15 protein-coding genes and 1 pseudogene are annotated in these 14,199 nt (G+C 63.7%); 12 read left to right on the top strand and 4 right to left on the bottom strand.

The features are described 5' to 3' along the window. The first annotated feature begins 12 nt into the window (after nucleotides 1-12). The 4 genes and pseudogenes from accC to IGB42_RS22680 form a co-directional block, all read left to right on the top strand. Nucleotides 13-1,383 carry an acetyl-CoA carboxylase biotin carboxylase subunit gene (gene accC / locus IGB42_RS13485; RefSeq protein WP_159672460.1) on the top strand — a complete coding sequence of 457 codons (1,371 nt, stop codon included), beginning with the start codon at nucleotides 13-15 and terminating at the stop codon, nucleotides 1,381-1,383. A gap of 269 nt (nucleotides 1,384-1,652) precedes the next feature. Beyond that, nucleotides 1,653-2,465 (top strand): flagellin, encoded by an 813-nt coding sequence (locus IGB42_RS13480; protein WP_159672458.1) that lies wholly within the window; start codon nucleotides 1,653-1,655, stop codon nucleotides 2,463-2,465. 138 nt (nucleotides 2,466-2,603) lie between these two features. Next, the gene (prmA, locus tag IGB42_RS13475) at nucleotides 2,604-3,494 is read left to right on the top strand and encodes a 50S ribosomal protein L11 methyltransferase (protein ID WP_159672456.1); all 891 of its coding nucleotides are present in this window, start codon (nucleotides 2,604-2,606) and stop codon (nucleotides 3,492-3,494) included. Nucleotides 3,495-3,631: 137 nt separating this feature from the next. Beyond that, nucleotides 3,632-3,697, top strand: a pseudogene (locus IGB42_RS22680) (MJ0042-type zinc finger domain-containing protein); the annotation flags it as partial. 43 nt (nucleotides 3,698-3,740) lie between these two features. On the opposite strand, the gene IGB42_RS22000 reads toward IGB42_RS22680, so the two are convergent. After that, nucleotides 3,741-4,043, bottom strand: coding sequence for a hypothetical protein (locus tag IGB42_RS22000; protein ID WP_201799944.1), 303 nt, complete (start codon nucleotides 4,041-4,043; stop codon nucleotides 3,741-3,743). A 257-nt stretch (nucleotides 4,044-4,300) separates the two neighbouring features. Between IGB42_RS22000 and IGB42_RS21995 the strand changes: the two genes are divergently transcribed. From IGB42_RS21995 to IGB42_RS13440, 7 genes are all read left to right on the top strand, one after another. Beyond that, entirely contained in the window at nucleotides 4,301-5,212 is a 912-nt protein-coding gene (locus IGB42_RS21995) for a DUF3426 domain-containing protein (RefSeq protein ID WP_201799943.1), read from the top strand. Nucleotides 5,213-5,311: 99 nt separating this feature from the next. After that, nucleotides 5,312-5,842 (top strand): thiol peroxidase, encoded by a 531-nt coding sequence (gene tpx, locus IGB42_RS13465; protein WP_159672452.1) that lies wholly within the window; start codon nucleotides 5,312-5,314, stop codon nucleotides 5,840-5,842. A gap of 144 nt (nucleotides 5,843-5,986) precedes the next feature. Continuing rightward, on the top strand, nucleotides 5,987-6,487 hold the full coding sequence (gene tpx / locus IGB42_RS13460; protein ID WP_159672450.1) for a thiol peroxidase: 501 nt from the start codon (nucleotides 5,987-5,989) through the stop codon (nucleotides 6,485-6,487). A gap of 114 nt (nucleotides 6,488-6,601) precedes the next feature. Beyond that, on the top strand, nucleotides 6,602-7,102 hold the full coding sequence (locus tag IGB42_RS13455) for a hypothetical protein (protein ID WP_159672448.1): 501 nt from the start codon (nucleotides 6,602-6,604) through the stop codon (nucleotides 7,100-7,102). Between the two features lie 40 nt (nucleotides 7,103-7,142). Next, entirely contained in the window at nucleotides 7,143-7,928 is a 786-nt protein-coding gene (locus IGB42_RS13450; protein WP_159672446.1) for a DUF3025 domain-containing protein, read from the top strand. Nucleotides 7,929-8,051: 123 nt separating this feature from the next. Further along, entirely contained in the window at nucleotides 8,052-8,414 is a 363-nt protein-coding gene (locus IGB42_RS13445; protein WP_159672444.1) for a hypothetical protein, read from the top strand. Between the two features lie 71 nt (nucleotides 8,415-8,485). Further along, nucleotides 8,486-9,847 (top strand): PepSY domain-containing protein, encoded by a 1,362-nt coding sequence (locus IGB42_RS13440; protein ID WP_159672442.1) that lies wholly within the window; start codon nucleotides 8,486-8,488, stop codon nucleotides 9,845-9,847. 128 nt (nucleotides 9,848-9,975) lie between these two features. Here IGB42_RS13440 and IGB42_RS13435 read toward each other — a convergent pair whose 3' ends face one another. The 3 genes from IGB42_RS13435 to IGB42_RS13425 all read right to left on the bottom strand — a co-directional run bounded on the left by IGB42_RS13435 (nucleotide 9,976) and on the right by IGB42_RS13425 (nucleotide 13,393). Continuing rightward, a complete protein-coding gene (locus IGB42_RS13435) occupies nucleotides 9,976-11,046 on the bottom strand; it encodes a hypothetical protein (RefSeq protein ID WP_159672440.1) in 1,071 nt (356 codons plus the stop codon). Between the two features lie 326 nt (nucleotides 11,047-11,372). Further along, entirely contained in the window at nucleotides 11,373-12,689 is a 1,317-nt protein-coding gene (locus IGB42_RS13430) for an HdeD family acid-resistance protein (RefSeq protein WP_159672438.1), read from the bottom strand. Nucleotides 12,690-12,781: 92 nt separating this feature from the next. Continuing rightward, nucleotides 12,782-13,393 (bottom strand): trimeric intracellular cation channel family protein, encoded by a 612-nt coding sequence (locus tag IGB42_RS13425; protein ID WP_159672436.1) that lies wholly within the window; start codon nucleotides 13,391-13,393, stop codon nucleotides 12,782-12,784. A 165-nt stretch (nucleotides 13,394-13,558) separates the two neighbouring features. Between IGB42_RS13425 and IGB42_RS13420 the strand changes: the two genes are divergently transcribed. Then, the gene (locus IGB42_RS13420; RefSeq protein WP_159672434.1) at nucleotides 13,559-14,083 is read left to right on the top strand and encodes an HD domain-containing protein; all 525 of its coding nucleotides are present in this window, start codon (nucleotides 13,559-13,561) and stop codon (nucleotides 14,081-14,083) included. The last annotated feature ends 116 nt before the right edge of the window (nucleotides 14,084-14,199 follow it).

The following is a 14,199-nucleotide window of genomic DNA, read 5'->3' as shown; positions in this document are numbered from 1 at the left end:
GCATTAACAGACATGTTTGAAAAAATCCTTATTGCCAATCGTGGAGAGATCGCGCTGCGTGTATTGCGCGCGTGCCGCGAGATGGGCATCAAGACCGTGGTGGTCCATTCCGAGATCGACCGCGAAGCAAAATACGTGAAGCTGGCTGACGAATCGGTGTGCATCGGCCCCAATCCGTCGCCGCAAAGCTACCTGAACATGGCCGCGCTGATTTCAGCCGCCGAAGTCACCAACGCCAATGCCATCCACCCCGGCTATGGCTTCTTGTCGGAGAACGCCGATTTCGCGCAGCGCGTGGAAGAATCGGGCTTTGCCTTCATCGGCCCGCGCCCCGAATCGATCCGCCTGATGGGCGACAAGGTATCCGCCAAGGACGCCATGAAGGCCGCCGGCGTGCCGTGCGTACCCGGCTCCGATGGCGCACTGCCGGATGATCCGAAAGAGATGCTGGCCATCGGCCGCAAGGTGGGCTACCCGGTCATCATCAAGGCTGCGGGCGGCGGCGGTGGCCGCGGCATGCGCGTGGTACACCAAGAGGAAGAGCTGCTGCGCTCGGTCGAGATGACCCAGTCGGAAGCCGGCGCCGCTTTCGGCAACCCCACCGTGTACATGGAAAAGTACCTGCAGAACCCGCGCCACATCGAAATCCAGATCCTGGCCGACCAGCATGGCAGCGCCATCTACCTGGGCGAGCGCGATTGCTCGATGCAGCGCCGCCACCAGAAAGTGATCGAAGAAGCCCCGGCACCGGGCATTACCGATGCCCAGCGCAAGAAGATCGGCGAAGCGTGCGCACGTGCATGCCGCGACATCAACTACCGGGGTGCCGGTACGTTCGAGTTCCTGTTCGAAAACGGCGAGTTCTATTTCATCGAGATGAACACGCGCGTGCAGGTGGAACATCCGGTGACCGAAATGATCACCGGCATCGACATCGTGCAGGAACAGATCCGCGTTGCCGCCGGCCTGCCGCTGCAATACACGCAGAAGGATGTGAAGCTGCGTGGCCATGCGATGGAATGCCGCATCAACGCCGAAGACCCGCTCAAGTTCGTGCCGAGCCCGGGCCGCATCACCACCTATCACACGCCGGGTGGCCCGGGTGTGCGCGTGGATTCGCACGTGTACCAGGGCTACTTCGTACCGCCCAACTACGATTCGATGATCGGCAAGATCATCACCTACGGCGATACCCGCGAGCAGGCGATGGCGCGCATGCGCATTGCGCTGTCCGAGATGGTGGTGCAGGGCATCCGCACCAACATCCCGCTGCACCAGCAATTGCTGCTCGATAGCGAGTTCATCAAGGGCGGCACCAGCATCCATTACCTGGAACAGCGCATGCCGGAAATCCGTACCGTGCTGGAAGCGCTGGGCAACTGACCGACCTGCATCACCGATCGCCTCCAGTACCACACAGAAAGCCACGACGCATGTCGTGGCTTTCTGCTTTTTACGGGCGCCGGGCTACAGGACCCGGACTACGGGTGCGGGGAGATGGCTGCCAGGCTACAGGCGTCGCCGCCAGCGCCATTCCGCCCGCTTGGCGGGCCTTTCACCTCTACCATTCATCGCCCAACATGGCCGCCATGGAAACTCTGGCCGTAAGCTGACAGTCTGTACAGCTATACGCACCAGGCACGGAGGTCGCCATGCTGCCCGCCATTGGAAGCAACTCCGGCAACACGTTCTCCAGCGTTGCCAGCACCCGCAACACGGATACCCAAGCCCGCACGCTCAACCAGCTCTCCAGCGGCAAGCGCGTCAACAGCGCTGCCGACGATGCAGCCGGTTCGGCCATCATCGAGCAATTTGCCGCGCAGATCGCCGGCAACGGCCAGGCGGTGCGCAATCTGTCTGACGGCGTTTCGCTGGTCCAGGTAGCCGATGGCGCGTTATCGCAGGTAACCGACAACAGCCAGCGCCAGCGCGAGCTGGCCGTGGCCGCAGGCAACAGCACGCTGACCAATGAAGACCGCGCAGCGTTGCAGGCCGAATCGGACAGCCTGTCGCAATCGAGCCAAGACATCCTGAAAACCGCGCAATTCAATGGCCAGCCGCTTTTCCAGGGCAGCACTTTCAGCTTCCAGGCCGGTGCCAACGCCAATGACACCATTGCAGTGCAGGCAGGCGGGCTGGACAAGCTGGCCGGTGCCAGCGGCACGCTGAATCTCTCCAGCACTACCTCGGCCAGCAGCGCACTGACTTCGCTCGATACCGACCTCACGGCCATTGGCCGCACACGTGGCGATCTGGGTGCGGTCAGCAAGCGGCTGGAAGCGGCCAGCAACAACCTGCTGACCACCAACGAGAACCTCTCTGCCGCCAAAAGCCGGATCGGCGATACCGATTACGCCAGCGCATCGTCCACGCTGATCCAGTCGCAGATCCGCAACCAGGCGGACCTTGCCACACGGGCGCAGGCCAATGCATCCGCCAGCCAGGTGCTGTCGCTGCTGCGCTAGGCGCAGTCGTGCCAGGCATTGCAACGGGCCGCCGCAAGCGGCCTGTTTGCTTACCCACGGCACCACCGGCAGCGCATCGGCTGCCAGCATGGCGCGGGGCTGTGCGACAATGGCGGCGTTTAATCTGGAAACCCCGCCATGCCCTGGACCGAATTGCGTATCACCACTGATTCCAGACACGCCGAAGCCCTGTCAGACGCGCTGTTTGACCTGGGGGTACTGTCGGTCAGCATCGAAGACGCAGCAGTCGGCACCGCAGACGAGAAACCCATTTTTGGCGAACCGGGCGAACCCGTCGACCAGATGTGGGATCACAGCATCGTCGTGGCCCACCTGGGCGAGGACATGGATGCCGCGCTGACGATGGCCGCCGCCGCCAACGCCGTGGGCATTGCCGTGCCGCAGTTCGAGCTTGTCACCGTGGAAGACCAGGACTGGGTACGGCTCACCCAATCGCAATTCGACCCCATCCCGATTTCCAAGCGGCTGTGGATCACCCCCACCTGGCACGATGCGCCGGATGCCGAAGCCATCAATATCGCGCTCGACCCGGGCCTGGCGTTCGGTACCGGCAGCCATCCCACCACGCGGCTGTGCCTGAAATGGCTGGATGCCCATATCGCCGGTGGCGAAACGCTGCTCGACTACGGTTGCGGCTCGGGCATCCTTGCCATTGCTGCACGCAAGGTGGGCGCAGGGGCCACGCATGGTGTAGATATCGACCCGCAAGCCATGGTGGCCAGCCGGCAAAATGCCGAACAGAACCACGTTGCCATCGATTTCTTCCTGCCCGATGAACTGCCAGCAGGCGAATACGATGTGGTGGTGGCCAATATCCTGACCAATCCGCTCAAGGCACTGGCCCCCATGCTGGCCAGCCGCGTGAAGGCAGGCGGACGTATCGCGCTGTCGGGCATCCTGTCAGAACAAGCGGACGACATCTTTGCCATTTACGGCCAGTGGTTCGATTTTGCACCCAAGGCCGAGGAAGACGGCTGGGTATGCCTGTCCGGCAGCAAACGCGCCTGATGCCGCAGCGCCCAGCCATGGCCGGCCTGTTGTGTGGCTGCACGTCGCCTGCGGCGATTGTTGCAATGCACGCAAGCAGTCGCGATTTTATCTGCCGGGCATACAAGCGCCGCGGCGAAATCGTCTAGAATCGCCGCATGCCGCTCGTCACCCGTTGCCCCAACTGCCAGACCGCCTTCAAGGTCACCGATACGCAACTCGCCGCGCATCGGGGCAAGGTGCGTTGCGGCAAATGCGCATTCGTCTTCAATGCACTCGATTGCGTCGAACAGGCGGCACCTGCGCCCGAAGCACCAGCACCAGCACCAGCACCAGCACCAGCACCAGCACCAGCACCAGCACCAGCACCAGCACCAGCACCAGCACCAGCACCAGCACCAGCACCAGCACCGCAGGCCAGTGTAAGCCCGCCAGCAGCGGCCGCTGCAACACGCACTGCTCCTGCTCCTGCGGCAACGATAACGGCACCGGCGGCGCGTACAGTGGATGCCCCCGCTGCTCAGCCCAAAGCTGGCAGCACCGCAACCACCGTGCCAGTTGCAACGCCAAAAGTCCCTGCTCCTGCGGCCAGCACGCCTGTTGCGGCTCCCGCCCCTGCACCGGCGGCGCCCGCTGCCGTTGCAGCGCCAGTGCCCGATGCCACAGTCACAGCACGCGCTGCCACAGCCGCCACACAAGCAACCGTTACAGCAGCCACAAGCGAACGGATCACCGCACCCGCGCCAGTTGCCGCACCGGCCAGCAAGCCAGCTGATGCGACTGAATCACCAGCCACTGCACGACCGGGCCCCACGCCGTCGCCCGCCATGGCAACAACAAGTGTCGAAATGGCCACCGCGCACGACCCGGTGGAGACACCCGTCGCCGTGTCTGAGCACGCAGCCATCGCATCCACATCATCTGTCACAGCCCCGCTGCCCGCAGCAGTACCGCAGAACCTTGCTGCCCGCGAAGAAAAGCCGGTACTTGCAACGGCGGCCGAGGTCATCGAAAACGACGGCGATGTGGTTGAATTCGATCTGGAACCCGACGTCGAACCGGAAGCCGCAGCGCAAACCGCTACCGACATGGCATCCACGGCCGCCCCCGCCGCTGATGCGGAAGAAGACGACGACGAAACCCTCGACGCGTCCCCTGTTTCCCGCTGGCCGGATGACGGCAGCGACGAACGCCCGCCACGCTACCAACCCATCCGCAGCCTGGAAGACGAAGCACTGCTGACCCCACCGCCGCCCCGCTCGCTGTGGCGCTGGGCATGGGTGCCGCTGATTGCGCTGGCACTGGCTGCGCTGCTGCTGCAACTGGCGTATGTGTACCGCACCGAGTTCTCCACGCAGTTGCCGTGGCTGCGCACGCATTACCAGCGCGTATGCACAGCAGCAGGCTGCAGCCTGCCGTTGCCCACCCATGCCGAGCTGTTGCGCTCCGATTATTCCGAGCTGACCTTCGTACCCGGCCACGACCGCATGATCCAGCTCACCGCCAGCGTACGTAACCTGGCGCCGTACGATCAGGCGTTGCCGATGCTGGAGCTCACGCTCACCGATGAACGCGAGCAGGTGGTTGCCAAGAAGGTATTCACCGCACGTGATTACCTGGTGCCCACCGAGCGCGGCCGCACCCAGTTCCCGGCTGGCGATGAAGTGCACGCATTCCTGCAGCTGGATCTGGGTGAGCTCCGCTCCACCGGCTATTCGCTGTTCTGGTACTACCCGTAAACCGCTGCCGCAGCGCTGCGGCGCATGGTGAACAGTGCGCCTTGTTTTCGCCTGCCACCGGTCCATACTGAAGCATCCGTAACGCAGGAACGCCCTTTCATGGCCACGATCATGCTCAATGGCACGCCCGTCAGTGTGGGCGGCCACTTTCCCCGTGTCGGCGAAGATGCCCACAGCTTCATGCTGGTAGACCAGAACATGCAGGATGTCGCGCTGTCCAAGTTCTATGGCCGCCGCAAACTGATAGCCGTCATTCCCAGCATCGATGCTGCCGTGGGCCTCACCATCGCGCGCCGGCTGGAAGCCATGGCAGACCTGTTCGACAACACCGTAGTGCTGGTGGTATCGGTCGATACCCCCTATGCGCTGGCGCGCACCGTGCAGATCGAGGGCTTCCGCAAGATCCAGCTGCTGTGCACCTTGCGTGGCCGCGATTTCCACAAGGACTACGGCGTGATGATCACCGATGTGCCGCTGTCCGGCCTGATGGCCACGGCGCTGATCGTGCTCGATACCTTCGATACCGTGCAATACGCCGAGCTGGTGCACGAACTCAATAGCGAACCCAATTTCGAAGCCGCCGCGCAAACGCTGCTGCCGCCACCAGCACCGAAAGAGCCCGAAGAGTAAGCAACGCCTGTCCTGTCAGCGCGTTACGCAGGTGGCAACATCGGCCGCTATGCGTAAGGATCGCAAAAGACTTGCATACCAGCCGGCCCGGATCGACAATCCGGGCCGGCGTTTCATTTGCAGCACACCTACTAGGAGATCCACATGTCGCAAGTCACCCTCGGCGGTAACCCGGTTGAAATCAACGGCACCCTGCCGGCAGTTGGCAGCCAGGCCAAGCCGTTCTCGCTGGTTGGCGCAGATCTGTCCGATATCACCCTCGCCAGCTTTGCCGGCAAGAACAAGGTGCTGAACATTTTCCCCAGCGTGGATACCCCCACCTGCGCAATGTCGGTCCGCCACTTCAACGCCGATGCCTCCAAGCTGAACAACACCGTGGTGCTGTGTATCTCGGCAGATCTGCCGTTTGCGCAAAAGCGCTTCTGCGGCGCGGAAGGCCTGGAAAACGTCGTCACGCTGTCCACGCAGCGCGGCCGTGCTTTCCTGGCTGACTACGGAGTCGACGTTGCCTCCGGCCCGCTGGCTGGCCTGGCCGCACGCGCCGTGGTGGTACTCGATGCCAACGACAAGGTGCTGTACACCGAGCTCGTCAGCGAAATCAAGAACGAACCGGATTACGCTGCAGCGCTCGCCGCACTGGCTTGATGCGGCAGGTCAATTAATCACACTGCAAGCGTGAGCCAGCTCACGCATTGCAATGGACGAATTCGCTACAATGTCTGGTAGGCGAATTCGCCCTGTTCATTGAGTCAAAAAGTCATGAAACGCATTGCCAGTCTTGCCCTGATTGCTTCGCTAGCCGCTCCGGCCGCGTTGGCCGAAGGCGTGCGGCTGACTGTGCGCTTTGCCAATCCGGCCTGGACCGGCGTCGCCATCCCGCCCGGCCAGCAGTGCAGCAAGCTGGGTGGCCAGGGCGCCAGCCCGGCGCTGAACGTGTACGACCTGCCCGCTGGTACTGCCGCGCTGCAGGTGGCGTTTTCCGAACGCGGTGGCGAGCTGGATAATGGCGGCCAGGGTGTGGTGTTGTACACGCTGCCCAAGGGCGCAACCAATGCACAGGTACCCAGCGTACCGGGTGAGCAGGGTGGCCTGCCCGGCGGCTTCCAGCTGGTGGCGGCACAGCGCGGTGGTGGCGCCGGCGTCTACCTGCCGCCCTGCAACAAGGGCAGCCGCTACGTGCTGTCGGTAAAGGCACTGGATGCGCCAAGTAAGGCCGGCAAGGTACTGGGCGAAGGCCGCATCGACCTGGGCAAGCTCTGAGCCCGGCGCCAAGCCGCTCTGAACCTGGCCATACCTTGCCGTGACCGACACTGATGCAGCGCCCGGCTGGCCGCTGGCTTTTTTTGTAGCGCAGCCGGCGTATGCGCCATTGCTGCCTTTGATGCAGCAGTTTGACCGCTTCCCCACTCATGCGGACTGGGATGCACTGATGCCAGTGCCGCATACGCAATCGGGCATTGCACTACGCTTTGTCGACCCCGATACCCTCAGCCATTACTACGAAGTGGAAATCACCCGGCTGGGCCGTGTTGCCACGCGGCCCAACTGGCATGACACCTTCAATGCCCTGGTGTGGCATGCATTTCCGCAAGCCAAGGCCGCGCTGAACGCACTGCACCTGCGGCAGATGGCCGTGCCCGGCGGCAACGGCCGCGGCCCGGTGCGCGATGCCGCCACGCTGTTCGACGAATGCGGGCTGATCGTGGCCAGCAGCGATCCACACCTGCTGACACTGCAACGCGACCATCAGTGGGCCACGCTGTTTCTGGACAACCGTACCGCATGGGGCCAAAGCGTCGAGGCGATCTCGTTCGGCCATGCCAACTATGAGGCACTGCTCAAGCCATTCCGCGGGCTGACCGGCAAGAGCTGGCAGATTGCCGTCACGCCGGATTACTTTGCGCTGCCACCCGCCGCACGTATCGCCTACCTGGATGGCCGCATCGCAGCGCTGATCGATGCCGGCGAGCTGACCACGCCGCGCCAGCTGCCACCGCTGCCCTATCTGGGCATACCCGGCTGGTGGCCGCAGCAGGATGCGGCGTTCTACGCCGATACCGCGTACTTCCGCCCCCGCCGTAGCTGAAGCCCCGCTGCTACTTGATGCAGCGCAACGGGCGGCAATCCAACAGCATGCAGCAAGGGCGCGAACACCGCACCATGGCGTGGCTATAATCTGCGTCAAACCGATCCGGATACAGACCCCCGCATGCGCTGGCTTCGCCCCTTTGCCGCGTTTTCCCTGCTGTTGGTGCTGGCGCTTGCGCTGCAGGGCAGCGTGCGTGTGTGGCACCAGCAGGGTATGCCGGGCAGCACAGCCATGTCGCTGTGCAGCGCCGGCTCACCAGGCGGCAAGCAGATCGATTTGCCCGCGCCAACCGGCCCGCAAGTGCAGTGCTCGGATTGCACCGCAGCCGTCGCTATCGGCGATGGCCCGCCGCTGTGGCCGTGGGTGGCGCCGCGCCCGCCCGGCTTTGCACTACCGGCCGAAATCATCGCCGCGCTCGCCCCGCGTGCCGAGCTGCCGCGGGATCGGCTCGCCCCGCCACGCGCACCACCGATACCAGTCTGAACCCCCGCTAATCCGGCACCACTGCGTGCCGGCCCTGCTGCGTACGCAGCGCGTTCATTCTGGAAACCATCATGGCAACACCCCGCTTCTATACGCTGGCCTGGCGCTGGCATTTCTACGCCGGCCTGTTCGTCGTCCCCGTCATGCTGATGCTGGCACTCACCGGCATCGTCTACCTGTTCAAACCGCAGCTCGATGTATTGATGTATCGGCAGCAACTGGTGGTTACGCCGCAAGGCACTGCCATTGGTGCCGATGCGCAGCTTGCCACCGTGCGCAATGCCTACCCGGGGCTGGCTATCAGCAAATACGTGCCGGCTGCCGCGCCGAATCAGAGCAGCGCGTTTACCGTTGCCACCAGGGAAGGCGGCACGCAAACCGTCTATGTGGACCCGTACCGCAACACGCTGCTGGGCGCGCAGGATGACGCAGACAATCTGCAGGCCATCACCAAGAAGCTGCATGGCGAACTGCTGCTGGGCAAGACCGGTGATTTCATCGTCGAAATGGCGGCCAGCTGGGCGCTGGTGCTGATCGTATCCGGCCTGTACATGTGGTGGCCGCGCGGTGGTGGCGTATGGGGCACGCTGCTGCCCAGGTTACGTGAATCGAAACGCATTTTCTGGCGCGACCTGCACGTGGTCAGCGGCTTCTGGGGCGTGCTGCTGCTGGCGTTCATGCTGCTGTCCGGCCTGCCGTGGAGCGGCGTATGGGGCAGCCAGTATGCCAAGGTGTGGAGCCGCTTTCCGGCGCAGATGTGGGATGACGTGCCCAAATCGGACCAGACCGCCGCCAGCCTGAATGTGGGCGGCAAGCAAACCGTGCCTTGGGCAGCAGAAGAAATGCCCATGGCCAAATCCGAACATCACCACCACGGCGATGATGTTGCTGCAGCGCCGGCCGCCGGTGGCGTGAGCCTGGCGCAAATGGTCGCCATCGGCCAGCGCGCGGTGATGCCGGCCGGCTACAGCATCAGCCTGCCGCAAGGGAGTGACGGCGTGTACACGTTGTCGGCATTCCCGAACGACCCGCGCCATGAAAAAACCATTCACGTCGATCAGTACAGCGGCAAGATCCTGGCGCAGGCTGGCTGGCAGGATTACGGCGTAGTTGCCCGCTCGGTGGAAATGGGCGTGGCGCTGCACGAAGGCAAGTTCTTCGGCGTGCCCAACCAGATCCTGATGCTGTTTGCCTGCCTGTTCGTGATCCTGATGAGCGTGACCGGCACGGTGATGTGGTGGCAGCGCCGCCCGAGCGGCCGGCTGGGTGCACCAGCCACGCCGCGCCAACTGCCCTTCTGGAAAACCGGCACCGCCGTATTCGTGCTGCTGGCCATTGCCTTCCCGCTGGTGGGCGTGTCCATCGTGGCGGTGCTGCTGGCGGACTGGCTGGTATTGCGCCGCGTAGCGGTACTGAAGCGCGCACTGGCCTGATGCCGCGGCAGGCCTGCGTGGGTCTGCTGATCTCACAAGCGACGGCGGCCCAATGCAGGCACTACATCACGCCGCCAGCGCGGTTTTACCGATTGCCCGGCACAGCACCGGGCAACACACCATCAAGCTCAGAACCCGCCAAACTGCTTGCTGAATGCCCAATCCTGCTGGCCGATGCCGCTGCACTGCCAGGTTGCCACGGTATTGCCGGGGCAACTGCCGTTGTCACGCCCCAGCGACCAGAATGCCAGCCGGCCCAAACCCTTCTGGCTGGCAAAGTCCCGCAGGATCTGCGCATCGACGGCGGTAAAGACTTCGCTCTGGTTGTCGTTCTGGCCGATCATCGCCATCGCCCCCAGCATTGCCCAGTACTGCGCATCGGTCTTGCCCGGCTGCAACGCTTTCAGTTGTGCAAACACGTTCTGCAACGCCAGTACGCCACGCGCCCCCATCTGCTTGCCGGAAACACCATCGTAGAAATCCATCACCATCGCGTTGACGAGGCCGGTTTCCACCCCGGCGGCCATGGCGGACTGCAGCACATACAGATTGGCCGCATCCAGCCCGGTATCCGCATGCACCACCAGCGTGTACGACACGGTCAGCGTTTTGCCCCTGGCCCTGAAATTATCCTGCAGGATGCGGATCGCCGCATTGCGCCGGTCCACTACTGCTGGCTCCAGGTTGTTGTACTTGTCGCCCGCAGCAGGGTCGATATCCAGATGGTCCACGCCCAGCTTGTCCAACATGCTCTGGTACACCGCTGCCACATCGGCTGCGGTGCTGCAGCGGCGGGCCGGGTCGTCGGCATTCCAGCCGCCGGTCGCCACGATGGCGTCACCGCCGATGCCGTGCAGATTCTGCACCAGCGTGGCCACTGCATCCGGATTGCCGCCAGTCCATGCGCCATTGCAGCTGCCGTCGCTGTTGTAGAAAGCCAGCGTGAGGTATTTCTGCCCGGTGGCCTGCGACCAGCCCAGCACATCGAACACCCCGCCGCTATCCAGATACGGCGCAAACTTGTAGGCCGCCGATGCCACTGGCGCCGGAATCATCGTCGGCACCGGCGTTGCCGTGGGGACTGGCCTCGCGGTCGGTACCGGGGTCGGGGCCGTGGGGCTAGCCTCGTCATCGCTGTTGCATGCAGCCAGCGCAGCGGCCAGCAAAGCCGCTGCCGCCAGGGCGCGTGTGGTGTTCATTCAGCCTCCTTCCTTCTTTTTATCTGTTGCTGCCGCACCTGTACCGATGCGGGCGAGCGTACTGTACCGCCGCGGCAAGCGCGGAGCCAGCCCGCTGCAGGGCTGGCTGTGAGCGCACCCACTGTTGGCTGCGTACCAGGTGTGCATGGCGATCAGGCCGGCCACAACCGTGCCCCAGCACACATGCCCATCACTTGGGAAATCCAGCCAGGCGTGCACTGCATGTCGTGATAGCCCGGGCCTGGTCGCAGCACCATGCGACGGCTCATCGTTCGTTGGTGGAGTTGTACGCCTGATTCAGTCGGCGGCCGCGCCGGGTCGGCGTGCTAGCGCTCTTTCAGCCGCGCCTGCACATGCGCACGCAGCCCATTGAGCCTGCGCACCAGCCAGCGCTGGCGCTGGCACTCGCTCACCAGCCGCAGCAAGCGGGCGTAATCGAGCGCCAGGCCGGGCGTCCAGGTCATCGATTCACCCCGGTTGCGCAGGATGGCCAGCAGCCACACATTGGGGTCGGTCAGCAGCAACAGGAAGCGGTACCAGGGCCGTGTTTGCCCCACTACGCCTTCCAGCGCGGCATCCAGTGCCAGGATCACCGTGCTGGAGCAATTGCGCCGCGTCAGGTTGTACGTGGTGTCCTGCCGGTAGGCGGCCCAGAAGGCGCGCAGCGCCGCCTCGTTATAGTGGCGGAACAGCACCAGCCGGTCTGGCCGCACCCAGGCTGCCACTTCTTCCTCGTGCGAGGGCAGGTAGCGCCCCGGTACATCCGTTTCCTTGTGCGCACGCAGCAGCGAGCGGAACTGGTCCGGCGATACATTCAACTCTTCCGCCGGATAAAGACTGATATAGAGATCAGGCGCCAGCTCCATCGCCGCATGGCCGGTAGAGATTTTGCCGTTGGCATCCACGGCCGCGATGTAGCGGTCCACCACCATGCGCCGCTGCGGATCAGCCACCGATCCGGTCGGCGTCCACACGTGCACTTTCAGCGGCACCAGCGTGGGCGCCGACGGCGGCAGCAGCTCGGGCAGCCGGCTGCTGCGGTGCCAGTTGTGCTTGCGGAAAAACGGCATGCCCAGCACCGATGCGCCCGCGGGCAAGCGGCGGAACTGCAGCGCGAGCCGGCACAGGTTGAAGCCGGACCAGAACAGCAAAATGCCCACGCAGAACGGCATGGTCTGCCGATGCGGCACCGGCCAGTCGCTGAAAACCAATGCAGCCAGCACCAGCTCGGCCATACCGATCAGCAGCGTGTTGTGCCAGCCGCGGTAGCGGATGGTATGTGCGGAGGCAATGCGCAACAGCCCGTCAATCAGGAAGCCGCAACCGAAGAACAGCGTGGCGCCGATATTGTTGTCGTCCGGCGTATCGATCGCCAGCAGGCCCAGCAGGATCAGCGCCAGCGCGTGCGAGCGCAAGATGCGCCGGTGCGCGGGCCGGATCACCAGCAGGCTGGCCAGGCCCAGCGCACCCTCGATCAGGCAGACCACACCGATGAGATCGATCAGGCCAAACAGGTACCAGGTCGTGAGGTTGAACACCGCTCCCACCCCGACCAGCGCAAAGATCACCCCCAGCAACAGCAATACCAACCACTGCCGGCGAAACGGCGCCGCACCGATCAACAAGATGATCAAACGAACCATGCGGCGCCCCACTCCTGTAGTGAATATGAATCAGCAATGCCTGCAGGCATTGCACCAAGCGTAGGCAATGCCACGCCGCCCGGCGTGGCAGCCTAACCGGCGGAAAAATGGAACACCGGCAACTGCCAGCCATACACGATAGCCAGCAGCCGCATGCCTGCCACCACCACGAAGCCCGCGCCAAACGCCCAGCCCTCCGGCACGCGCAACGCTTTCAGCAGCAGGTAGATGCCGATACCCAGTATGGCTGCAGAGGCATAGATATCCTTGCGCAGGATCAGCGGCACATGTGTACTGAGCACATCACGGATCACCCCGCCGGCGGTGCCGGTAAGCGTGCCCATCAGCACCACGATGATGGCCTTGTGCCCCGCCCGCCCTGCCAGTTGTGCACCACACAGGGCAAACAGCGCCAGCCCCAGCGCGTCGGCAATCAACAAGGCATTGGCCGGCACCGGCCAGAATTGCACATAGGCCACGGTAAGCAGGCCGGTGATGCAGGTCAGGTACAGGTAGCGCGGATCACGCATCCAGAAGATGGGGTGGCGATTCATCAGCACATCGCGCACCGTGCCGCCACCGATGGCGGTGATGGTGGCGATCACCATCACGCCAAGGAAATCCAGATCAGCCCGGCCCGCCGCCAGCGCCCCGCTCACCGCAAACACCGCACAACCGATCAAGTCCAGCACGTACAACCACATGGCATTCCCCGTAACCTGACTTTATTGCCAGCGTTTGCCGCCACCGGCAACGCGGCAGCGATCCATAATTGAAGAGTGAGCCGATGCTACCGGCAGGCCGGCGCTGCCTCAACCGCCGTTACCCGCCCGGCATCGCACTGCAGCCGTATCACAACAGGGGAACCGATGAACAAGATCATCCAGGCCGCACACTTTGCCGCCAACAAGCACCGCGACCAGCGCCGCAAGGATCAGGTGCAATCGCCTTACATCAACCACCCGCTGGCACTCGCCCACGTACTGGCCAATGAAGCCGGCATCGACGACGAAAACGCCATCATCGCCGCGCTGTTGCACGACACCATCGAAGATACGGCAACCACCGGGGAGGAAATCAGCGCACTGTTCGGTCCAGTCATCCTCGGCATCGTGCTGGAAGTGACCGACGACACCAGCCTGCCCAAGCAACAGCGCAAACAACTGCAGATCGACCACGCCCCGCACCTCAGCACCGCCGCCAGGCTGGTCAAGCTGGCAGACAAGATCTGCAACCTGCGCGACATGGCCAACAGCCCACCCGCTGATTGGCCGCTAGTGCGGCGCATTGAATACTTCGACTGGGCCAAGGCGGTGATCGACGGGCTACGCGGCAGTCATGCGGGGTTGGAGGGGTTGTTTGATGAGGCTTATGGGAAGAAGCCGGTGGGGTAAGCGATTTGCGGAGGATTACTTGAAAAGATGGTTGGTTACGTTGTAATGGCAGGCTTTTGAAGCAAAGGCCACCTTAGCAGGCTGGTGAGAAACTCGCCGCCCCTTGCTTCTGGCGG

Origin of the sequence: Andreprevotia sp. IGB-42 (genome assembly GCF_009848685.1) — a bacterium.
Taxonomy (GTDB): Bacteria; Pseudomonadota; Gammaproteobacteria; order Burkholderiales; family Chitinibacteraceae; genus Andreprevotia.
Note: the sequence above shows the minus strand (reverse complement) of the source record. Positions and strands in the feature narration are given on the sequence as shown.